This is a genomic window from Salinibacterium sp. SWN139 (assembly GCF_015864625.1).
In the GTDB taxonomy this organism is placed as follows: Bacteria; Actinomycetota; Actinomycetes; order Actinomycetales; family Microbacteriaceae; genus Rhodoglobus.
Genome location: NZ_JADYWV010000001.1, coordinates 451213 through 474846, shown reverse-complemented (window position 1 = coordinate 474846; position 23634 = coordinate 451213). Strand labels below are relative to the sequence as shown.

General features: G+C 63.5%; 8 protein-coding genes. 3 read left to right on the top strand and 5 right to left on the bottom strand.

Translation table 11 applies throughout. The features are described 5' to 3' along the window. Positions 1–41: 41 nt before the first annotated feature. Together I6E74_RS02185 and I6E74_RS02180 are read right to left on the bottom strand one after the other, a co-directional pair. Positions 42–491: a hypothetical protein gene (locus I6E74_RS02185; protein ID WP_197122610.1), complete on the bottom strand. Its 450-nt coding sequence runs from the start codon at positions 489–491 to the stop codon at positions 42–44. Next, complete coding sequence (locus tag I6E74_RS02180) at positions 488–18796, bottom strand: DUF11 domain-containing protein (RefSeq protein WP_197122608.1); 18309 nt, start codon at positions 18794–18796, stop codon at positions 488–490. The genes I6E74_RS02185 and I6E74_RS02180 overlap by 4 nt, the downstream gene beginning before the upstream one ends. 148 nt (positions 18797–18944) lie before the next feature. Between I6E74_RS02180 and I6E74_RS02175 the strand changes: the two genes are divergently transcribed. Together I6E74_RS02175 and I6E74_RS02170 are read left to right on the top strand one after the other, a co-directional pair. After that, entirely contained in the window at positions 18945–19808 is an 864-nt protein-coding gene (locus I6E74_RS02175; protein ID WP_197122606.1) for a site-specific DNA-methyltransferase, read from the top strand. Beyond that, entirely contained in the window at positions 19805–20578 is a 774-nt protein-coding gene (locus I6E74_RS02170; protein ID WP_197122604.1) for an HAD-IIA family hydrolase, read from the top strand. Before I6E74_RS02175 ends, I6E74_RS02170 begins: the two co-directional genes overlap by 4 nt. Before the next feature lie 8 nt (positions 20579–20586). Here the strand turns inward: I6E74_RS02170 and I6E74_RS02165 are convergent, their stop codons facing one another. Genes I6E74_RS02165 through I6E74_RS02155 form a run of 3 tightly spaced genes read right to left on the bottom strand, consistent with a single transcriptional unit; the run spans position 20587 to position 22715 of the window. After that, positions 20587–21993, bottom strand: coding sequence for a septum formation family protein (locus I6E74_RS02165; RefSeq protein ID WP_307784357.1), 1407 nt, complete (start codon positions 21991–21993; stop codon positions 20587–20589). Then, positions 21990–22541 (bottom strand): orotate phosphoribosyltransferase, encoded by a 552-nt coding sequence (gene pyrE / locus I6E74_RS02160; protein WP_197122602.1) that lies wholly within the window; start codon positions 22539–22541, stop codon positions 21990–21992. The genes I6E74_RS02165 and pyrE overlap by 4 nt, the downstream gene beginning before the upstream one ends. Before the next feature lie 30 nt (positions 22542–22571). After that, entirely contained in the window at positions 22572–22715 is a 144-nt protein-coding gene (locus I6E74_RS02155) for a hypothetical protein (protein WP_197122600.1), read from the bottom strand. Positions 22716–22786: 71 nt separating this feature from the next. Between I6E74_RS02155 and I6E74_RS02150 the strand changes: the two genes are divergently transcribed. Then, on the top strand, positions 22787–23623 hold the full coding sequence (locus I6E74_RS02150) for an exodeoxyribonuclease III (RefSeq protein WP_197122599.1): 837 nt from the start codon (positions 22787–22789) through the stop codon (positions 23621–23623). The last annotated feature ends 11 nt before the right edge of the window (positions 23624–23634 follow it).

Below are 23634 nucleotides of genomic sequence, written 5' to 3'. Positions count from 1 at the left end.
ACGCACGCTCCGGCACTGCGGCGCCAGGCGACCCCGCGCGACTAGCCTTCGTAGCGCTCGACGCGCAGCACGCAGGTGAGCTCGTCTTCGGCGACAGGAATGACAGTCTCCCAGTCGGTGGTCGCGCCGGGCTCCGTTGCGTCGACATCCACCTGGGTGAGAGCACGAGTGTCATTGGCGCCGTTGAGGAGTGAGACATAGATGCGGTAAGTGGCGCTCGCATCAGTCGAGTTCGTTACCGACCCGTTCACAACCCACTCGTCGCCGTCGCGCTCGCACTGTTCAACCGTGGAATCAGCAAGAGCACCTTCGAGGTTTTCGCCAGTGCCAGGAGCATCCGTGATGTCAGTTACCCCGGGGGTCTGCTCTGCCGCTGCCGAGCTTTCGGCTGCGTCGGGCTGTTCCTCAGTGCCGTTGGTGCATCCCGCCAGCGTGAGCGCGAGAATCGCAAGAGGAACAGCGGTAGCGGTCAGTCGTGTGCGGAGCTTCATGAATTTTCCTGTCGTTGTCTTCTGCGGGCGAGCAGGATCAGTGCGAGGCCCAGGAGCAGGGTGCCCACGCCAGTTGCGAGGGTTCCTCGGGGGTCTGACCCAGTGTAAGAGAGCGCCTTGGTAGGTAGCTGCAAACTTGTCTGTGCGGTGGCGACGACCGGGTCACCCGAGTTGAGCTCGGTGCTGGTGACCGTTGCCGTTTCGTACAGCGTCGTGCCGGCATCGCTTTCACGGATGACGTAGGTCGCCGTTGCCGTAATCGACTCACCAGGAGCGAGTTGCCCAACCGCGCCCGGCCACGCGCCGTAGTTCATGGCCGAGAGACCGGAGCGCGGATCTGCAATCGAGACGTTCGTCAGCGGCAGCGTTCCCGTGTTGGTTGCCACGTACGTGAAGATCACGATGTCGCCGGGGAAGCCCTGCTGGCCCGCCCCGAGCACACCCGAGATCGTCAGTGCAATGTTCGGCACATTCGGGATCGCGAGAACGTCGGTCGCCTCTTCCGGCGCGATGGCGCCCGACGGGGCATCAGCGTTCACCGTTGCGACGTTGGTGGTCTGTTCGACATCCACGTCACCCTGAGTAATCACGTACGTCGCCGTGGCGGTAACCGACTCACCCGGAGCCAACTCGCCCGGAGTACCCGGCCAGTTGTAGGTGAGCGCGGAGACGCCCGGCTTGGGATCGGTGATTACGACGGCGGTGAGCGTGACGTTTCCGGTGTTGACGACCTCGATGACGTAGTTCACGGTCGCGCCCTGTTGAGCGAGAGTCGCGAACGAGCTCGTCTTCGTGATGGTCATCGATGGGTCTTCGGCGATCGGCGTTGAGCCGGTGGCCGTAGCCGTCACCACAGCGCCCACTGGCGGCGTACCCGCGGTGGAGGCGTCGGAGCTGATCGATCCAGCATCCACGTCATCCTGAGTGAGCACGTACGTTGCAGTTGCCGTGGCCGACTGCCCCGGAGCGAGAACGCCCGGAGTGCCCGGCCAGGTGATCGTCAGCGTGCTGAGATCGATCTGGTCGTCGGCAATCGTGACACCGTTCAGCGTGACATCACCGGTGTTGGTGACCTCGAAGCTGTACTCCACGGTGTCGCCGGCCATGCCGGTGGCGCCCGCTTCGAGCACCTGCGTCTTCGTGATGCCGATGTCTGGAGTGCCAGCAGCGGTCGGCACCACAACCGTGTTCGACGTGTCGATCACGTCGTCGCCCGCCGGATTCGTCGATGTCACGTTTGCGGTGTTCGACGCCGAACCGGCATCGAACTCAGCCTGCGTGACCTGGTAGCTCGCGGTTGCCGTGACCGACTCGCCCGGAGCGAGAACTCCGGTCGCTGCGGGCCAAGCGCCGTAAACGACCGCGGTCGTTCCAACCTTCGGGTCAGCGACGGTGACACCACTCAGAGTGGTTTCGCCCGTGTTTTCGACGGTGAAGGTGTAGTCGATCCACGAACCGACCACGACGGGGTCGCCCGCGGCACGCGGTTCGCCAGCCTTGGCAATGTCAACGCTCGACAGCGCCTCGATGAGCGGAACGATGGTCACCGCAGAGTCAGCATCAACGGCGGTTGCGGCCGGAGAGTTACCCTCACCGGTCGCGACGTTGCGTACTTCGCCAGCGTCGACATCCGCCTGATCAACCAGACGGGTCGCCGTGACGGTGACGCTTTCGCCCGGCGCGAGAACGCCCGGAGCGGCCGGGTCTGGCCACGTGTAGACGAAGCCGGTGAGGCCCGGGATCGTGTTCGAGAGTGTCACGCCATCGAGCGTGACGTTTCCGTCATTCGTGATGGTGAAGGTGTAGTCCATGCCATCGCCGAGCACGCCGGTTGCCCCGGCCGCGAGCGCTGCGGTGTGGGAAGTGACGATGGAGGGTGCAGCCTCGTCGGTCGGATTGAGCACGGTGTTCGAGACGCCAGTCACTTCACTGCCATCGGGCGCAGTGCCGACCGCGGTCGCCGTGTTCTCGACGGTGCCGTTATCGACGTCCGCCTGAGTGACGGTGTAGACGACGGAACCAACAGCCTGCTGGCCTGGGCCGAGAATACCGGTGGCCGAGGGGAAGGTGAGATCGGAGGGAACAACTTCAATCAGCGGATCGAGAACGCCAACGAGGCGCAGCGTGACGTTTCCGGTGTTCTTCACGATGAAGCTGTACGTGATTTCAGAACCGACTTCGCCCGAACCCGAGGTCATGACGCCCGACTTCTCGGCCGTGATGCTGGGGTCAGCTACCGCAGTGAGCTCGCGGTCGACGTTCGAGGTCGCCGTGACCGGGTCGTCGCCCGGCGTGACGCCTCGGACGGATGCCGTGTTGTCGACGTAACCGCGGTCGACGTCATCCTGTTCGAGAACGTAGGTCGCACTGGCCGTCGCCGATTCCCCCGGAGCCAGTACGCCACTGTTGGCGGGCCAGACGATCGAGTTGATCGAGACGTTGTCGATGCTGTCGGTGATGGTCACCGTGCGCAGCGTGACGTTTCCGATGTTGGTAACCACGATCGTGTAGTCGATTGTGTCGCCCGGACCGTTCTCGCCCGCAACAGCCAACTCGCTCGACTTCGTTACCTGCAGCAGACCATCCGCCGCGAGAGCGACGGTTGCCGGAGCCGTGGCACTAGCCGCGGCACCAACGGGAGGAGTTCCCTCACCGGTGACGACGCTTGAGACAGCCCCCGAGTCGATATCGGCCTGCGTCAGCGTTTGCACGCGAACTGCCGTGACCGTGTCGCCGGGAGTAAGAACGCCCACGACACCGGGCCAGGTGTAATCGCCCGCGGGCAACGAGCCGATGAAGTCGCTCAGCTCAACGCCCGAGAGCGTCACGTTGCTCGTACTCGTGAAGCTGTAGTTCCAGGTGACAGTGTCGCCTTCCACAGCCGGGCCCGGGTTCGTCAGCGCACCGGTGTTGGTGACAGAAACCACAACGCTCGGAGCCTCCGTGGGAACCTCGACCGTGTTCGAGGTGGCCGCGATCGGATCGCCGCGCACCGGAACTGCCGTAGCGCTCGCCGTGTTTTCTACGAAGCCGCGGTCAACATCCGACTGACGGATGTCGTAGCTCGCCGTTGCGGTTACCGTTTCGTTCGGTGCGAGAGTTTCTATCGCGGTCGGCCACTGCACGTCAGGGGTGGTCATTCCGGGGAGGGGATCGGTGACGACGATCGAACCGATCGTGACGTTACCGGTGTTGCGAACCTCGAATTCGAAGTCCACGGTGTCGCCAACGCCGTTCTCGCCCGTCAGCGCGATAGCGCCCGACTTCACGACCGTCATGCTCGGTTGCGGTTGAACCGTCGTGACGATGACTTCGTTGGTGGTCGCCGGAACGTCGTCATCGTTCGGGTCGGTAGCGCCGACATCCGCGATGTTCGAGATGTAGCCACGGTCGATGTCTTCTTGAGTGAGCTGAACCGATGCTTCACCGATCACGGTCTCGCCGGGCAAGAGAACGCCAGGCTGCGCGGGGTTCGGCCATGTGATCACGGGAACGCTCAATCCGGGAAGCGGATCGCGCAGTTCGCCGTCAGTCAGGGTCACGTTGCCGGTGTTGGTGGCTTCGAGGCGGTAGTCGACCCAGTCGCCGACCTGTCCGATACCGCCGGCGCGCAGTACGCCCCACTTTGTAGCTTCAAGCTCGCCGTTCGCTGCGATCGCCACGGCGGCCGGAGCCTGCTCGGTGAAGGCGACACCGGCTGGCGGCGTTGCGCTACCGGTCACGACGTTGGCCACCGAGCCCGAGTCGATATCAGCCTGAGTCAGTTCGTGGGTAGCCGTGGCCGTCACGATGGCGCCCGGCGCGAGCGTGCCCGCGGTAGCGGTCGGCCAGGAGTACACGAGAGCAGACAGACCCGGAAGCGGATCAGCCAGCGAGACTGCGGTGAGCGTCTGGTTACCGTTGTTCGTCAGCGAGAACTCGTATTCCACGAGGTCACCGGCGAAACCGGTGGAACCAGGAGCGAGGGCTCCACTCTTCGTGACGAGGATGTCGGGGGCACCCGCATCCGTCGGCGTCTGCACCGAGGCCGTGTTGCTCGGCACGGCTACGTCGGTCGGCGAGGTGCCGTTGGCGACTGCGGTGTTATCGACCGTGCCGGCATCAACATCAGCCTGAGTGATCGCGTAGGTCGCGGTTGCCGTTGCAGTCTCGCCGGGGGCGAGAACACCGTTGGCTCCGGGCCAGTCGACCACGGGAGTGCTGAGGCCGGGTAGCGGGTCGGTGATCACGATCTCATCGACCGTGACGTTTCCGGTGTTCTCCACCTCGAACGTATAGGTGATGATGTCCCCGACACCGGCGCTGGCGCCCGTGCTCGACGACTTCGTCAGCGACAGTGCCGCAGCGGCCGGAGCGACCGTCGTTTCGGTGACTGTCGTGCTCACCGTGATTGTGTCGCCGATGGGCGGCTTTCCACTCGCAGTAGCGACGTTGGAGACGCTGCCGCGGTCGACGTCATCCTGAGTGATCGTGTAGTCAGCAGTAGCCGTAACCGTCTCACCTGGTTGCAGCTCTCCGGTCGTTCCGGGCCAGGTGAAGACCGGGCTGCTAACACCGACGAGGGCATCAACGAGGTCGACCAACGTCAACGTGACGTTTCCCGTATTAGTGATGCTGAAGTCGTAGTCGATCGTGTCGCCCGCGTTACCGGCGCCATCAACAGTTCCATCCTTCGTGACGGCCATGCCCGCCTGCGGAGCCAAAACCACCGAAGCGGTTGCCGGATCGCTGACAGCATCGCCGCGCGGAGGGGTTCCAGAACCAGTCGCGTCGTTAGCAACTGTTCCCGCGTCGATCTGCTCTTGAGTAAGAGTGGATGTCGCGGTCGCGGTAACCGATTCCCCCACTTCGAGCGTGCCAGCGGTGTCCGGCCACGTGTAGGCCAGAGCCGAAAGGCCCGGCAAGGTGTCCACAATCTCGACGCCCGTGAGGGTCACGTTGCCTGAGTTGGTCAACTCGAACGACCAGTTGACGGTGTCGCCCTCGTCGGCTCGTGCCGGGTCAGCGAGAACACCACTCTTGGTGAGCTCCACTTCAGCGCGAATGGTTTCCGTCGGAACGGTGTTCGCTTCCGAGTCATCCGTGACGTCGGTGCCGTTGGGGTCAACTCCATCAGCGGTCGCGATGTTGAGAACGGCGCCAGCATCCACGTCAGCCTGAGTGATCTCGTAGTCCGCTGTCGCCGTAGCGATCTCACCGGGAGCAAGCACGCCCGGGGTTGCCGGGGTAGGCCACGTAACCGTGATCGCCGAAAGATTCGGAAGCGGATCGGTCAGCGTGACGGAATCCAGCGTGACGTTACCCGAGTTGAGAATCTCGAACGAGTAGTCGATCGTGTCGCCGAGGTCAGCCGTGCCCTGAGGTGCGCCCGACTTCGTGACGGTGATGTTGGGGGCAGGAAGAACGGTCGGAACAATGACCTCGTTGGAGGTCTCAATGACGAGAACACCGGCCGGGGTCTCTGCAGACATATCGGCAATATTCGAAATGAAGCCGCGGTCGACGTCTTCCTGCGTGAGTTGATACGTCGCTACACCGAGCACTGATTCGCCCACGGGAATCTCGCCGGGCTTCGCCGCGTCTGGCCACGTGATGACCGGAACCGAGAGGCCTGGCAACGGGTCAAGCAACTGTCCGTCGTAGAGCGTGACGTTTCCGTTGTTCGTCACAGTAAGGCGGTACTCCACGGTGTCGCCAACTTCTCCGACGCCACCGTTCAGGATGGTTCCCGACTTGAAGGGCGTCAGCACTGGTGCTGGGGTGATGGTCACGGTCTCGTCGGCAGTCTGCTCAACGGTGCCTGCGGCAGGAGTGGTTCCCTCAGCCTTGACTTGGTTGTCGACCTTGCCGGCATCAACGTCGGCCTGCGTGAGCTCGTAGGTCGCCACAGCAGTTGCGCTTTGGCCCGGAGCGAGGGTGCCGTCTGTGGCAGTCGGCCACGTATAGGTCAGCGCGCTGAGGCCCGTGAGCGGGTCGGTCAGCGTGACACCGGTGAGCGTCACGTTTCCGCTGTTGCGCACAGTGAAGGAGTACTCCACGGTGTCCCCGGCGAACCCGGTTGCGCCTGCCTCGAGCGCACCGTTCTTGGTGGTCTCGATCGCTGGAGCAGCGGCATCCGTCGGCACATCAATGGGGCCAACCGAATCCTCGACTGCACCGAGCGGTGACGTGGCATCGACATCCGCTGAGTTGCGAACATAGCCGCGGTCAATATCAGCCTGAGTAATCGCGTAGGTCGCGGTGGCGGTCGCCGTCTCGCCGGGAGCGAGCTCACCGTCAGCACCCGGCCACGAGTACACGATGGTCGAGAGTCCGACGAGCGGGTCGTCAATCGCTACGCCCGTGAGTGTCGTGTTACCGGTGTTCTGCAGTGTGAAGTCGTAGTGCACGAGGTCGCCGAGAGCCGCGCCATCCGGAGCGCTGCCGACCTTGTCAATCGTGACGGATGCCGTGCGATCAACCGTGGGGTTCACGGCCGGGTCAGAGAACTCGAAGTATTCGGTCCCCTCGGGCGTTGTGCCGAGCGCTTCGGCCGTGTTCGTCACGGAGCCCGCATCGACGTCGTCTTGAGTGATCGTGTACTCAGCGGTAGCCGTTGCAATCTCACCGGGAGCGAGCACGCGGTCGGCTCCGGGCCAGACGATCACCGGAGTGCTGACTCCAGGCATCGAGTCGATGAGCACGACACCGTTCAGGGTCACGTTTCCGGAGTTGGTGATGATGAAGGAGTAGTCGACAATATCGCCCACTTCACCCAGCTGGGTTCCCAAGTCACCCGTCTTCGTGACGGTGAAGTTCGGGGTTGCCGTGAGAGGAAGGGTTGCGGAAGCCGGCTGCGTTACAGCGGAACCCGTGGGCGGAACACCCATGGCGTTGACGCTGTTCGCGAGAGAACCAGCATCGATATCGCTCTGCAGGAGCGTGTACGTCGCTGTAGCCGTGACGTCGTCGCCGGGGTTGAGAAGCCCGTCGGTCGCCGTCGGCCACGCGCCGAACGTGACGCCCGTGAGACCCGGCAGCTGGTCAATCAGGTCGACGGATGTCAGCGAAACGTTTCCGTCGTTGGTGACGGTGAAGCTGAATTCCACGGTGTCGCCCGCGACGCCCGTAGCGCCGGCAGCAAGTGCCGCGCTCTTCGTCGCGCTCAGCGAGGGGTCAGCCTCGACGAGTTCGGCAACAACCTCGGGCGACGAGCCGGTGACCGGAGTACTTTGCGCCCCGGTTCCGCTCGCGGTTGCCGTGTTGCGAACCTCTCCCGCGTTCACGTCATCCTGAATGATTGTGTAGGTCGCTGTGGCGTCGACGCTTTCGCCGGGCGCGAGCGTTTGGGTGGTGTTCGCGACGGGCCAGTTGACCGTGAGACCGGTGAGGCCGGGCAGCGGGTCAGCCAGGGTGATGCCGTCGATCGTGACATTTCCGTCGTTCGTGATCGTGAATGAGTACGCGATCTCGTCACCGAGCTCGCCGTCGTCGGCGACAACGGCCGACTTATCGACGGTCAGGATCGGAGCAGGGCGAACCGTCGGGATCACAACAGTGTTGGTGGTCGCCGGCACGACGGCATTGTTCGGCGTGAGGGCCTGAACGTCTGCCGTGTTCTCGATGTACCCGAGATCAACATCGGCCTGAGTGAGGGTGTACTCCGCGGTACCCGTGACGGACTCCCCCACGCCAAGAACACCGGGCTGAGCCGGGTCGGGCCAAACAATGTTGGGGTCGCTAATGCCGGGAAGCGGGTCGAGCAACTGACCATCGTGCAGCGTGACGTTACCGGTGTTGGTGGCGGTAACGGAGTAGTCGATCACGTCGCCGACTTGACCGATTCCGCCGGCACGCAGTTCGCCGGTCTTGATCGCGCTCAGGCTTGCAGCGGGTTCGACAACAACGGTCGCAGCGACCTCGGTGCCATCGACATCATCGGTGTTGGGATCAACACCGGATGGCGTGGCGAGGTTTACGACGGAGCCGGAGTCCACGTCACTTTGCTTGAGCTCGTACGTTGCTACCGCTGTTGCGGTCTCGCCCGGAGCCAAGACGCCGTCGGTGGCGCTCGGCCAGGTGTAGGTGATGGCCGAAAGGTCGGTGAGGGTGTCTGTGAAAATGACACCGGTCAACGTGACGTTTCCATCGTTTGTGATCGTGAAGGACCACTCGATCAGGTCTCCCGCTTCACCCTCAGCACCGGACTCGAGAACACCGGTCTTCGTTGCTGAGATAAGAGCGGACTGGGTGACGAGCGGTGTGACCGCGGCGGGCGAGTCGTCAGTGACGGCAGCATCGTCGCGAGCGGACTCGGCGTCACCGGTCGCGATGTTGCTGACCGAGCCAGCATCGACATCCGCCTGAGTGATTGTGTAGTTCGCCGTGGCCGATACGGACTCGCCAGGAGCAAGTTCGCCATCGACGCCGGAGACCCATTCGCCGTACACGAGCGCGCTGAGCCCCGCGAGCGAGTCAGTGATCGCCGCACCCGTGAGCGTGACGTTTCCGTCGTTGAGCAGCGTGATCGTGTAGCTGATGGTGTCGCCCACAACGCCGGTGCCGTTGAGCACGGCGGCCTTCGTGGTGACAAGAACGGGAGCGGCAGCATCGGTCGTGACCGTGACGGTGTTGGAGTCCTCATCCAGGATGACGCCAGCAGGTGTCGAGGCGAGCACGCTCGAGTCGTTGTCGACGGAACCGTTATCGATGTCGTCCTGAGTGAGTTCGTAGGTCGCCGTGGCAGTGAGAACGTCGTTCGGGCCGAGCGTACCGGCAGGGTTGCCGTCCCAGTCGTCATAGCTAATCGCCGAGACACCATCGAGCTGGTCGATGATGCTGATGGAGCTCAGCGTGACGTTACCGGTGTTGGTCACGGTGAACGTGAAGGAAACCTCGTCGCCGAGCGCACGGCCAGCAGGAGTTGCGTCCTCCGCCTTGACGATCGTGATTCCGGCATCGGGAGCCAGCGGCACGGTTGCCGCGGTGGTCGCGTTCGCGACGGCACCGCGCGACGGAGTACCGGATGCAGTCACGGTGTTCACGACGGAACCCGAGTCGACATCCGCCTGAGTCACAACGTAATCATCGGCCGTTGCCAACACGCTGTCGCCGGGATCGAGCTGGCCTGCGACTCCGCTGGGGAAGGTACCGAAGACGGGAGTGACCCCCGCCAAAGCATCGTCGAGGGTCACGCCGCTGAGGGTGACGTTACCGGTGTTGGTAACAGTGAAGCTCCAGTCGATCAGGTCACCGGCGTCTTGCGCGGCGGTGCCCGACTTCGTGACGGAAATACCGGGGGCAGCAGGCTCAGTCGGAGTGGTCACCGAGGAGACCGGACTTTCGACACTCACGGGAGTGCCTCCGGTGGTGTCGCCGACGGCCTTCGCGGTGTTCGTCACCGAGCCAGCATCGACATCCGCTTGGGTGATCGTGTAGTTCGCAGTTGCCGTGGCAGATTCGCCGGGGTCGAGCGACGTCGCCGACAGCGTCGGCGTTGCTCCACCCAGCAAGGGGTCATTGAGAACGATGTTCTCGATGGTCACGTTTCCGGTGTTTTCCACGACGAAGGAGAACGTGATCGTGGTGCCTTCGGCGGCGGGGCTCGGCACAACGCTGGCAGTCTTCGTGGTGGTCAGCTCGGGCCGCTGGTCACCCGTCGCTACGACCACGGCGCCAGAGCTCGCGGAGACCTCGGGGCCACCACCGGGAGTCTGAGCAGTGACATTCGCGGTGTTCGTTACTTCACCATCGTTGAGGTCATCGAGGTCAATGGTGTACGTCGCGCTAGCGGTCGCCGTTTGACCCGGCGCAAGCTCGTTCGGAGTCCCCGGCCAGACGAAGGTCGGAGCGCTCAGCCCGGGCAAGTTATCGACGAGCGTCACCACGGTGAGCGTCTGGTTACCCGTGTTGCGAATCGTCATCGTGTACGTGATGACGTCGCCCTCTTCACCGGTTCCACCGACCGAAGCGAGCTTGCTCACCGTGATGCCGGGGGCAGCAGCAATCGACACCGTCTCCGAGTCGGTCTCCGTGAAGGGAGTACCCGACGGCGGGGTCGCGGTGAGCGTTGCGGTGTTGCTGACAGAGCCAGCATCCACATCGGACTGCTTCACCGTGTAGTTGGCGGTTGCCATGACGGTTTGACCCGGGGTGAGCACGCCAGCGGTACCCGGCCAGGTGTACGAAATCGTGCCGAGATCAGTCAGCGGATCGCTGACAGCAACGCCCGTGAGCGTCACGTTTCCGGTGTTCTTCGTCGTGAAGGTGTAGGTGATCACGTCGCCGGCAACGCCGACAGCGCCCGGAGCGAGCGCGCCAGTCTTCGAGAACGTGGCTACAGGGTTGCCAGCAACCGTCGGAGTGATGACCTCATCAGAGGGATCCGTGATGACGCCGGCGGAGGGCGACGTGCCCTGACCCGTTGCCGTGTTTGTGACCGCGCCGGCGTTCACATCGGACTGCTTGATCGTGTATTTCGCGGTGGCGACAACCTGCGTGTTCGGCTGCAGCGTTCCCGTCACTCCGCCTGGCCACGCGCCGTAGGTGAGCGTGCTGAGGCCCGTTAGCGGGTCACTCGCCGACACCGACGTGAGGGTCGTGTTTCCCGTGTTGCGCACGGTGATCGTGTACGTGATGACGTCGCCAACGGCGCCGGTTCCGGCAACGCTCGAAGTCTTGGTGGTGAGGATGCCGGGAACGCGCGTGGCGGTCGGGGTCGCGACTGCAGCCGACGACGCTGTGGTGTTCGGGCCAGCGGGCGGCTTGCCCGAAACGGAGGCCGTGTTGTTAACAACGCCAGCGTTCTGGTCGGCCTGGCGGATCACATAATCAGCCGTTGCCGTGATGGTCTGGCCGGGAGCGAGGCGGCCAACAGTGCCGCTTGTCCAGGTGCCGTAGGTGAGTGCGCTGAGACCGGGGCGCGGGTCGGCGATGATCACGTTGGTCAGCGTGACGTTACCGGTGTTCTCCGCGGTGAAGGTGTAGCGGATGGTGTCGCCCACAACGCCCGTGCCGGGAGCCACAATGGCCGCGGTTTTGTCGAGCGTGATGGTGGAGTTCGAGGCAAGCGGAAGGGTTGACGGAGCAGTGGCCGTGGCCGGTGAACCACGCGGAGGCGTACCCGAACCATTAGCGGTGTTCGAGACAGCGCCGGCGTCGATGTCAGCCTGAGTGAGAACGTACGTTGCCGTCGCCGAAACGCTCTGGCCCGGAGCCAAAGTTCCTGCCGTCGAGGGCCAGGTGCCGTACGTCACGGCGGAAACGCCGGGGAGCGAGTCAGTAACCGCAACCGAGGTCAGCGTTACATTGCCCGAGTTCGTGAGTGAGAGGCTCCACGTCACAACGTCACCAGCAACACCCTGCGCGCCCGGCGCGAGAGCGCCCGACTTGGTCACACCGATTGTCGGTGCAGACGCGATCGTCGGCGTGACGAGCTGCGGCGACGGAGCGGTCACGGCGGCACCACTCGGAGGCGTACCCGTTGCGGTCGCAATGTTCTTGACCGAACCGGCGTCGACATCCGCCTGCGTGATTGTGTACGTGGCAGTTCCGGTGACAGTGCCGTTGGGGTTGAGCTGGCCGCTGACGCCACCCGACCATACGTAGGTGGGCGTGGAGAGTCCGGAGAGCGGGTCGGTCAGAGTGACGCCCGTGAGCGTGACGTTACCGGTGTTCTTCGCGGTGAAGGTGTACGTAATCGTGTCGCCGATCACGCCAGTTCCGGTGCCGCCCACGACAGCGCTCTTGGTGGTGACAAGTGCGGGCGATGCTGCAACCGTCGGCACCACTGCCTGCGTCGAGGTTGCCGTCGCAACGGGGCCCGACGGCGGTGTTCCGGATGCCGTAGCCGTGTTCTTCACGGAGCCCGCGTTCACATCGGACTGCTTGATCGTGTACGTCGCGGTAGCGGTTATCTGGGCGTTGGGAGCGAGAACTCCTGTCGTGCCGCCCGGCCAGGTACCGAAGGTCACGGCCGAGAGGTCGGCGAGAGTGTCGGTGATGCCCACGCTCGAGAGCGTGACGTTACCGGTGTTCTTCACAACGAACGAGAAGGTGACGGTATCGCCCACCTTGTTCGCTCCCGCAGCCGTGGCACCGGTCTTGGAGACGGTGAGCTTGGCGGTCGTCGCGAGAGGCACTGTGGCGCTGCTCGTCTTCGGAGCAGCCGCGCCGCCGATAACTCCCGTGCCCGTTGCCGTCGCGGTGTTCGCGATCGAACCCGCATCGACATCCGATTGCTTCACCGTGTACGTCGCGGTCGCGGTTACCTGAGTGTTCGGCGCGAGCGTTCCCGTGGTGCCCGAAGGCCACGTTCCGTACGTGATGGCGGAGAGACCCGAAAGCGGGTCGGTTACCGCAGCATCCGTGATCGTGACATTGCCGGTGTTACGAATGACGAAGCTGTACGTGACGACCTCGCCAGCAACCGACGTGGAACCAGCCGGCAGCGTGCCCGACTTCGCGAGCGAAATCGTAGGCGCTGCTGTGACGGTGGTCGTGACTACGGGGCTGGACGCTGAGGTTACCGGGGTCGCGCCGGGCGCAGTTCCAGCAGCCGAGGCCGTGTTCGTGATCGAACCGGAGTCGACATCCGACTGCTTGACGGTGTAGGTCGCGAGAGCTGTAGCGGTCTGGCCGGGAGCGAGGGTTCCCGCAACCCCAGGCCACGTCACCACCGGAGTAGAGAGACCCGCGAGCGAGTCGGTCAGAGTGACGCCGGTGACGGTCTGGTTGCCCGTATTAGAAATCGCGATGGAGTACGTGATCGAGTCGCCGACCTTGGCACCCGACGTCACATTCGCTGACTTCGTGGTGGTGAGCTGAGGCGCACCGGTGATCGTGGGAACGGTGGCAGTTGACGACGCAGAAGTCACCGTTGCGTTGGTCGGAGTCGTGCCCGAGACAGTAGCCGTGTTCGCGACCGAACCAGCGTTGACGTCAGCCTGCTTCACCGTATAGGTGGCCGTTGCTGTCGCCGTCTCGCCCGGAGCAATGCGCCCGGCAGTCGCGGTGGGCCAGGTGTAGACGGGTGCCGAGAGCCCCACGAGCGAGTCCGCAATGGCGACCCCCGTCATCGTGACGTTTCCGGGGTTCGTGATCGTGAACGAGAAGGTCATCGTGCTGCCGACTCCACCGGTGCCCGACGTGACGGCACCCGTCTTCGCCACAGCGAGAGCGCCGTTCGCTGCAACAGGAACGGTGGCCGGAGTCGTAGCCGACACAGCTGCGCCGGTCGGAGGAGTACCACGCGTCGTTGCCGTGTTCGCTACCGAACCGGCATCGACATCCGATTGCTTGAGAACGTAGCTCGCCGTGGCGGTGACCTGCGTATTGGGCAGCAGGCGACCCGCGGTTCCGCTCGGCCACGTACCGAAGGTGACAGCGGAGAGGCCGGGCAGCGGGTCGGTCAGCCCCACGCTCGTGAGCGTGACGTTACCCGTGTTGCGAACGACGAAGGTGTAGTTGACAGTGTCGCCCGCGACGCCCGTAGCGCCGGCAGCGAGAACGCCGGTCTTCGCGAGAGAGATCGTGCGAACGGAGGCGATCGTCGGAGTCGTCACCTGAGGCGAAGGACCGCTCACGGCAGTGGTGCCAAATTTGCCCGTCGAGGTTGCGATGTTCTTGACCGAGCCCGCATCAACATCGGACTGCACGATTGTGTAGGTCGCCGTAGCGGTGACCTCCCAGCCGGGCTGCAACGTTCCCGTCGTGGAACCCGGCCACGTGCCGTAGGTCAGCGCCGAAAGACCAGTGAGCGGGTCAGCGATCGTCACGTCCTTCAGTGTGACGTTACCGGTGTTGTTGGTGGTGAAGGTGTACGTGATGACATCGCCAACCGCACCCGTGCCAGACACGCTTGCCGTTTTCGTGGTCGTAATGGCCGGCGACGATGCCACCGTCGGAACGACTGCCTGTGGCGACGTTGCTGACACGGTACCGCCCGACGGCGTGCTGCCGGATGCCGTAGCGGTGTTCCGGACAGAGCCAAAGTTGACGTCGAGCTGTTCAATCTCGTAAGTCGCGGTAGCAGTGACCTGAGTGTTCGGAGCGAGCGTGCCGGCTGTGCCACTCGGCCAGGTGCCAAAGGTAACGGCCGAGAGACCGGCGAGGGTGTCGGTAATACCGACGCCGGTGGCGGTGACATTACCAGTGTTGCGAACGACGAACGAGAAGGTGATGATGTCGCCAACGGAACCGTTGCCCGTGGTGACCGCACCCGACTTCGAGACGGTGAGCGCGGGGCCCGCCGTGATCGGAACCGTGGCGGGGCTGACGCTGGTCACTGCGGCACCGGTCGGCGGTGTTCCTGAACCAGTCGCGGTATTCGAGACCGAGCCGGCATCCACATCGCTCTGCTTGAGCGTGTAAGTTGCCGTCGCGGTGACGGACTGGCCCGGCGCGAGCGTACCGGCGGTGCCCGACGGCCACGTGCCGTAAGTGAGCGCCGAGAGACCGGGGAGTGTGTCGGTTGCCGACACCGAGGTCAGGGTGACGTTGCCCGAGTTGGTGAGCTTGATCGAGAAGTTCACGGTGTCGCCAGCGCGGCCGGTAGAGCCGGCGGCGAGCGCCCCCGACTTGAGCGTGGTGATGACGGGGCTCGCGGCCACTGTCGGAACGGTGACCTCGTCCGAGGGGTCAGTCACGGCTGTGCCGCCGTGGGTTCCGCTACCGGTTGCCGTGTTCTTGACCGAGCCGGCATTCACATCAGACTGCTTGATCGTGTAGTTCGCTACCGCGGTGACGGTCTGGCCTGGCGCGAGCACTCCGGTGGCGCCCGGCCACGTGTAGGTGAGCGCTGAGAGTCCCGTCAGCGGGTCAGCGATGGTCACACCCGAGAGCGTGACGTTTCCGTCGTTCTTCGCGCTGAACGAGTAGGTGATGACGTCGCCGACCTTGCCGGTCGCGCCACCGGCGATAACGGCAGACTTCGTGGTGGTGATCGCTCGGGTCGGCGTGACCGTAGGCACCACAGACTCGGCTGAGGGCTGGGTTACGGTAGCGCCGGTGGGAGTCTTAGCCGTGGCGGTTGCCGTGTTCTTGACCGAGCCGGCATCCACGTCGGACTGCTTCACCGTGTAGGTCGCGGTTCCGGTGGCCGTCTGCCCTGGTGTGAGCACTCCGGATGCACCGGGCCACGTTACCGAGATCGGGCTGAGGCCCGAGAGTGGGTCGGCGAGAACGACCTGGCTGAGAGTAACGTTTCCGTCGTTCTTCACGCTGAACGTGTAGGTGACGACCGAGCCGACTGCGCCGGAGCCTGTCGTGTAGGCGCCCGACTTGGTGACGATCATCTTGGCGTCGGCGGTGATCGGCACGGTGGCGGGAGTCGTACGCGTGACGTCAGCACCGGTCGGAGGCGTGCCCTTTGCGGTCGCGCTGTTGGCGATCGCGCCAGCATCGACATCCGACTGCTTCACCGTGTAGGTGGCGGTTGCGGTGACGGACTGGCCGGGAGCAAGGGTGCCGACGGTTCCGGGCCATGTGCCGTAGGTGATGGCCGAGAGACCGGAGAGCGGGTCAGTGATTCCCGCGTTCGTGAGCGTCACGTTGCCCGAGTTAGTGAGAACGAAAGAGTAGTTCACGGTGCTGCCCGCGGTCGAGCTACCGGCGAGCGCTCCCGACTTCGTCAGCGAGACGGCGGGAGTACGAGTTTGCAGCGCCACATCTACGCGAGGGGATGCCGCAGCAACGGCGGTGCCGCTGGGTGATGTTCCCGAGCTGGTGGCGGTGTTGCGCACGAGACCGGCATCAACATCGGACTGTTTTACGGTGTACGTCGCGGTGGCGGTCACGGTCTGGCCCGGAGCCAGAGTTCCGGCGGTTCCCGGCCACGAGTAGGTCAGGGCGGAGAGCCCGACGAGCGGGTCGGCAATGGCGACACCGGTGAGCGTCACGTTTCCGGTGTTCTTGGCGCTGAAGGTATAGGTGACGACGCTGCCAACGCCCTTGGGGTTGGCTACTGTTCCCGACTTCGTGGTGGTGAGCCCGGGAGCTGCAGGCGCGGTAGCCAGCGTGACCTCGTTGCTCAGGCCCGTGACAGCGACGTTCTTGGGGGTGCGGCCAGCCGACGTCGCTTGGTTCACGATCTTGCCGGCGTTAACGTCGGCCTGCTTCACCGTATACGTCGCGGTTCCCGTGGCGGTCTGACCCGGTGCGAGACGACCCGCGGTTCCCGGCCAGGTGACCGCGATCGCGGACAGCCCGGTGAGAGGGTCGGTCAGGGTGACCGAGGTGAGCGTGACGTTACCCGTGTTTTTTACGGAGAACGAATAGTTCACGACGTCGCCGACATTGCCGACTCCGGCACCGGCATAGGCGGCCGTCTTCTTGGTTTCGAGAACAGCATTCACCGGGATGGGGGTGGTGCGGTTTGCTGTCGCGACCGGCTTGATGCCGCCGTCAGCATCCGTTCCGGTGGCGGTCGCGGTGTTCGCGATCGAACCGGCATCCACATCGGCCTGGGTGAGCGTGTAGGTCGCCGTACCGGTGGCGGAGGCACCAGCCGCGAGCGCACCCGCGGTGGCCGTCGGCCACGTGTAAGTGATAGCCGACAGCCCGGTCATCGGGTCAGTGACCGCGACGCCGGTGAGGGGCGAGTCACCGTTGTTCTTGATGGTGAAGGTGTAGTTGAGGGTGTCACCAGCGCGGCCCGTGGCCCCACCGGCGAGCGAGCTCGTCTTAGCGAGCGTGAGCGAGGAGAGCAGAACGCGGGTGGAGTCGGTGCCCGTCGCAGAGTTGTTTCCCACGACGGTGTTCGCTGTGGCGGTGGCGGTGGAGTCATAGCTGGCGGTGGTGAGCCCATTCGCCGTACATGTATAGGTATACGACTGAAGCGGGGCGAGCGTGATCCCGGTGAGAGTGCGGGCACAGTTCGTTTGGTCGTCCGCGACAACAATGTTTTGAAGAACGCCGACACCGGAGTTCGTCACCGTGATCGTGAACGTGGCCGGTTCCGTTGACGTTCGAGATTGCTGATCGAGCGTTCCGTTATACGTCTTGGAGACATTGATCCCGGCGCTCGGCACCGAAAGGATGGCATTCTGCAGCAAGTAGGAGTCACCGCTGGTGCTCATCCGGAGATTCACCGAGGTGTCGCCGGTCTGCACATTGGGCAAATCGACGGTAGCGACGTCCACGCTCTGGTTGGTGAATGGCCCCGTATCGGCGAGGGATGTGTAGCGAACGGAGCCCTCTCCTCGACCGATACCGATGTTGCCGGTATTGCCGGCGCTGTTCGGCAGTTGGGTATAGCCGCCGTTGCCGCGCGAGTACTCAGCGATATCACCCTGAATGATGCGGTCGCCCTCATAGAGCGAGAAACCGGCGCGGGTTCCGGTGTCAACGGCACTAAAGCCGTTGAAAGTAACCGTCAGCGGAGCCTCAGCGGCGGTCATGCGCACGTGACCTTCGTAGAAGATGATGCGGTGCGGGGCCGAATTGAGGTTGCTGGGGATGTAGATGCCGTAGTCATAAATGACAGTGAGTGTCCACCCGGCGTAGCAGCCAGCGCCCTGTGGAGCCCAAATGTCACCAGCGGAGACCGTGAGCGGTGTTCCCGTCGCGGCACCGGCGAACGCGTTCGTGACGTCGGCGCTCGCGCTGTAGTAGATCGCCGAGGGCGTTCCCACCGGATCTTGCAGCATCGTTGTCGGCGTCACGGAGGTAATCGCGCCCGTGCCGACCTTGAGTTTGGCCGGAGCGGTGGTGTAGCCAGTGGGAGACCCGGCGGGCATGAGCGCGGTTCCTCGGCTGGCGTTGGGGGTCGTGCACGCATTCGCAGTTTCGCCGGTGAAAGCTCCGGTGTTCGCGCTCCAGCTCAGAAACGCCTTTTTGACGGCGGCGCCTGCAGGGATCGTGATGTTCGCCGAGCTCGAGTTGGTCGAAAAGCCTGCGACGGTGTTGGAGTTCTGGAGGTAGAAGTTGTCGTTGGCCGTGTTTCCGTTGCCACCGTTTGCAGAGTGCAGATCCGCACACGTGCCGATGTTGAACTGAGGGTAGAGCGATCGGTCACAGGCGAGAACACCGTTGCCGGCCATGAGGAAGTCACCGTTGACGGTGGTCTGGTAGCTGGGAGACGTACCGGCGTTGGTACCCCACTGCACAACTGCAGCTTCGGCCGAAGTCGTCGGCATGACGGTGAGACCGGTAACGAGAAGACCGAAGGCGACGAGAGACGCCACGCCACGCATTAACGCGCTTCGAGCGCTACGCTGCGTGCGCTCTTCGCCAATGCTGTTGTGCCGCAATTCTCTCTCCCCCGGGTTGATATCCCTGACTTTGCGGCTCACCGCATCATCAACGAATAGCCCTTCGGGTGAGCGCATCTCCTCCAACCATAAACCACTGATTGAGGATTCACACGAAAAAATCAGGCTTCGGAGGTGCTTTCGTAGTGCAACTGTGACTGATTCCGCTCCTCGGGCGACCCACCCAACCCTGCTATTAATCTGAGCCAGCGACTGTTAATCTCAGATGATGCAGCCACCATGGACCCCCGACGGCCCTGACCTCGTTGTGCACGGCGACAACCTCCCGGCCATCAGCGCCCTTCCCGACGAGAGCTTCCGGCTGATCTATATCGATCCCCCGTTCAATACGGGGCGCACACAACGCCGCCAAGCAATTAGCACTCAGCGCTCGGCTGACGGCAGTCGCACGGGCTTCGGCGGCAACAGCTACGACACGATCAAGGGAGTGCTCTACTCCTACGACGACACCTTCGCCGACTATTGGGAGTTTCTCGAGCCCCGATTGCAGGAAGCCTGGCGGCTGCTCGACGATCGCGGCACCCTTTACCTGCACCTTGACTATCGCGAAGTGCACTACGCCAAGGTTGCTCTCGACGCCCTCTTTGGCCGAGACAGCTTCCTCAACGAGATCATCTGGGCCTACGACTACGGCGCCCGTGCTACCAAGAAGTGGCCTTCGAAACACGACACGATTCTCGTCTACGTCAAAAACCCGAAGAACTATTACTTCAACAACGAAGAAGTCGACCGCGAGCCCTACATGGCTCCCGGGCTCGTGACGCCTGAGAAAGCCGCCCGCGGAAAACTACCGACCGATGTGTGGTGGCACACCATCGTCTCCCCTACCGGTAAAGAGAAGACGGGCTACGCCACCCAGAAACCCGAAGGCATTCTGCGGCGCATTATTCAAGCATCCAGCCAACCGGGTGATTGGGTCCTGGATTTCTTCGCCGGCAGCGGAACCACCGGTGCCGTCGCGCAAGCTCTAGGGCGTCGCGTGGTGTTGGTGGAACAAAATCCCGACGCGATCGCCATCATCACGAAGCGGCTGTCAGAGCACACCGCGTTCGCTAACATGAGCGCATGAGGAATCGTGACGAAATTGAATGCTGGCTCACCGACATGGATGGTGTTCTCGTTCACGAGAACCACCCCGTGCCCGGCGCTGCCGAACTCCTCCAGCAGTGGCGGGATGAGAAGAAGCCCTATCTTGTTCTCACCAACAACTCGATCTTCACGCCACGCGACCTGAGCGCCCGCCTCCGGGCATCAGGCCTTGACGTTCCCGAATCGGCGATCTGGACTTCGGCTCTCGCCACCGCCGACTTCTTGAAGCAGCAGATTCCGGGCGGTAGCGCCTTCGTGATCGGCGAGGCTGGCATCACAACCGCTCTCCACGAGGCAGGGTTCATCATGACCGAAACCAACCCCGACTATGTCGTGATTGGCGAGACCCGCAACTACTCGTTCGAAGCCATCACGAAGGCCATCCGCCTTATCGGCAACGGCAGCCGTTTCATTGTGACCAACCCGGATGCCACGGGCCCGAGCGCTGACGGCCCACTGCCCGCGACGGGCGCGGTCGCCGCTCTCATCACCAAGGCCACCGGCCGGGAGCCGTACATCGTCGGCAAGCCCAATCCCATGATGTTCCGCTCGGCGCTCAACAGAATCGGCGCCCACAGTGAGACGACCGGCATGATCGGTGACCGCATGGATACCGACATCGTCGCCGGCATTGAGGCCGGGCTGCACACCGTTTTGGTGCTCACCGGAATCAGCGATCAAAAAGAAATCGACCGCTACCCGTTCCGCCCCACCGAAGTTCTCGATAGCGTCGCCGACCTGCTCCGCTAGGGGCTGCGCTACTCGGCTGGTGTTTGTGGTTGGGCGACGGATGCCGTGAGGGCATCGTCGCCGGTCCGCGTCGCGAAGCAGTAGTAGTCGCGGTTTCCGGCGTCCCAGTCGCTCGCGTTTGCAGCGAAGCTCGCCACGATTTCGAGGTCGGCGAATGATTGTGCCGCGGCGAAGTCAATGACCGCATCCGTCGAGCAGGCTGCCGCTGTGCGCGATGCGAGCGCGTCGGCTTCGGGATACGGATCGGATGCCGCGTCATCGAACTGGCCGATAGTAAGAAGTTGGGCCGCATGTGGCTGCTCGCACTCGACCACGGTGTATTCCTGCTCCCACGCGGAGGCGAACGGATCGAGGCACTCACCACCGGCGAGCTCATTCCATTGATACGTGCCCACGGCAACCGGCCCCACGATGGGAACCGCAGCGGTCGCTGTTGCCGACGGCGTCGGGGAGGCAACGGCAGCGGGCATCATCGAGGGACCGAGGCGAGTACCCGCCAAGAACAAAGCGACCAAGGCGAGTGCAGCGACAAGGCCTCCGGCAATTGCCAACCCGATGAGTTGACCGCGCGGAATCGGCGGCCGAGGCGGCTGAGGCACCCGAGGCCGCGAAATGACCGCTGGCACCTGAGCGACGAGCGCCTGATCTTCGTACTCCACGAATTTGTCTTCGCCGAAGAGGTCGCTGACGGCATCGTGCTCGACGGATTCCGACTCTGCCGAGATGCCCCCGAGCGACTGTGCGCCCAACAGTTCGGTCGCGCCCTCAAGCGAATCGTCGACCGAAGCCGGCAGCTGAGCCTGTCGCCGAGTCGCGACATCCATCGCAGCTGTCGGCAGGTCAGCGGAATTGATCGCGGCCGTCGGCAGGTCCGAAATGTCCATTGCACCAGTGGGGAGATCCGAAATGTCCATTGCACCGGTCGGGAGATCGGAGATGTCGAGAGCTCCCGTGGGCAGGTCAGAAATGTCGAAAGCGCCAGTGGGCAGATCGGCGACATTGATGGCTTCTGTCGGTGGTGGCTCAACGAGCGGCTCGCGCGGCGGCACCGCCGGTTCGGCAGGCTGAGCCGGTTCGGCTGGCTGGGCTGCCGCCGGTGATGCCGGCGGCTGGACCGCAGGGGTTTCGCCTGGTAGCGGCGGAAGCGTAAGGAGCCCCGGAATCTCGGGAGTTGCCGGAGGCGCTGGCGGAGTGCCGGGTGGCGGCGTCAACGGGGGAAGCGGAACCTCAAGCGCGGTTGGCTGAGGAACCGTGGGTGCAACGAAGGGGTGGGGGCGTTCTGGAGCAGGCGAGTTCGCAGGAACCTCAGGAGATTCGGGCTGTTCGGGCTCGGTAGGAGTGAGTCCCCAGTTGAACGAGGACTCGCGCGGCTGCTGGTCGTCGCCAGCGCCCGAACCGTTGTCGCCAGAGGTCACGGAGTGAGCCCCAAGTCACCAAGCCCGATCGCTGAGTAGTAGGGATAGCCGGCAGCTTCGATGCGCTCTTTGGCTCCGGTGTCACGGTCGACAACAACAGCGACACCGGCAATGATCGCGCCGACCTTCTCGAGCGCCTCGATTGCGGCAAGCGGTGAACCGCCGGTCGTTGACGTGTCTTCGAGAACGATGACGCGCTTGCCTTCGAGCTCAGGCCCTTCGACCTGACGACCACGCCCGTGATCCTTGGGTTCCTTGCGCACGACAAAAGCGTCATAGGTGAGGCCGCGAGCGGCACCCTGGTGAAGAATTGCCGCGGCGATCGGATCGGCCCCCATCGTCATCCCACCCACAGCCACAATGTCGGGAACCTCGGCAATGAGGTCGATCATGACCTGACCGATGAGCGGAGCGACCCGGTGGTCAAGGCTAACGCGACGCATGTCGACGTAGTACGTAGCCTTCTTTCCGCTCGTCAGAGTGAAATCACCGTGGAACACGGCATCGGCGGAAATGTACTCAATGAGCTGTTGCTTGGCGTCGGTCACGAGTACAGAATACCTATTCTGGGGAGTCCCCTAGAGGATGGTCTCGCCGAAAACCAGCAAAGCACCCGAGATGGTGACGCCCACGAAGCCCAAGATGGCGACGATTGTCGCGTTACGGCGGTCGAGACGGTCAGCCTTTTCCGCAGCTTCGTCGAGAAGGATATCTTGCTGCATACGAAGACTTTACGGGGCAGAGCGGCCCCTGTCGTCGCCCAATGCGGGGGTAGACCTATTACCGTTGAAGCATGCTCATTGCCACCTGGAACGTGAACTCCATCCGAACCCGAGTCAGCCGAGTCGTCGACTGGCTGCTCCGCGAAGATATTGATGTTCTGGCGATGCAAGAAATCAAGTGCAAGCCTGAGCAATTTCCTCTCGAAGCGTTCACCGAAGCGGGCTACGAGGTCGAACTTCACGGCCTCAACCAGTGGAACGGTGTGGCTTTCGCTAGCCGCCTCCCGATGGACGATGTCACGGTCGGTTTCAATACCCAGCCGGGGTTCGGCAAACCGCTCGATGACGGCACAGTGCCGATCGAGGCACGAGCTCTGGGTGTCACTGTCGAAGGCGCCCGCCTCTGGAGTCTGTATGTGCCGAATGGTCGTGAGCTCGACAACCCGCACTACAGCTACAAGCTGGAGTGGCTCGCCAACCTTGCCACTCAGGCCACCAAGTGGATGCGGGAGAACCCGGAACAGCCTCTCGCCCTGATGGGCGACTTCAACATTGCGCCCTTCGACCATGACGTGTGGGATATCGCCGCGTTCGAAGGCAAGACCCACGTGAGCGACGCTGAACGCGCAGCGTTCCGGGCCTTTGAAGAGGCCGGGATGATCGACACTCTCCGCAGCCGCAACATTGAGGGCTACACCTACTGGGATTACCAGCGCCTACGGTTCCCCAGAAACGAGGGCATGCGCATCGACTTCGTGCTCGGTTCACCCGCATTCGACGAACTCGTTACGGGCGCATCGATTGACCGCGACGAGCGCAAAGGCGATGGCCCTAGCGACCACGTTCCGGTCGTCGTCGAACTCGCGATTGATACCGAGAACGACGACGATCGGCCAATGTTTCTCTAAGCGGTTCGCCT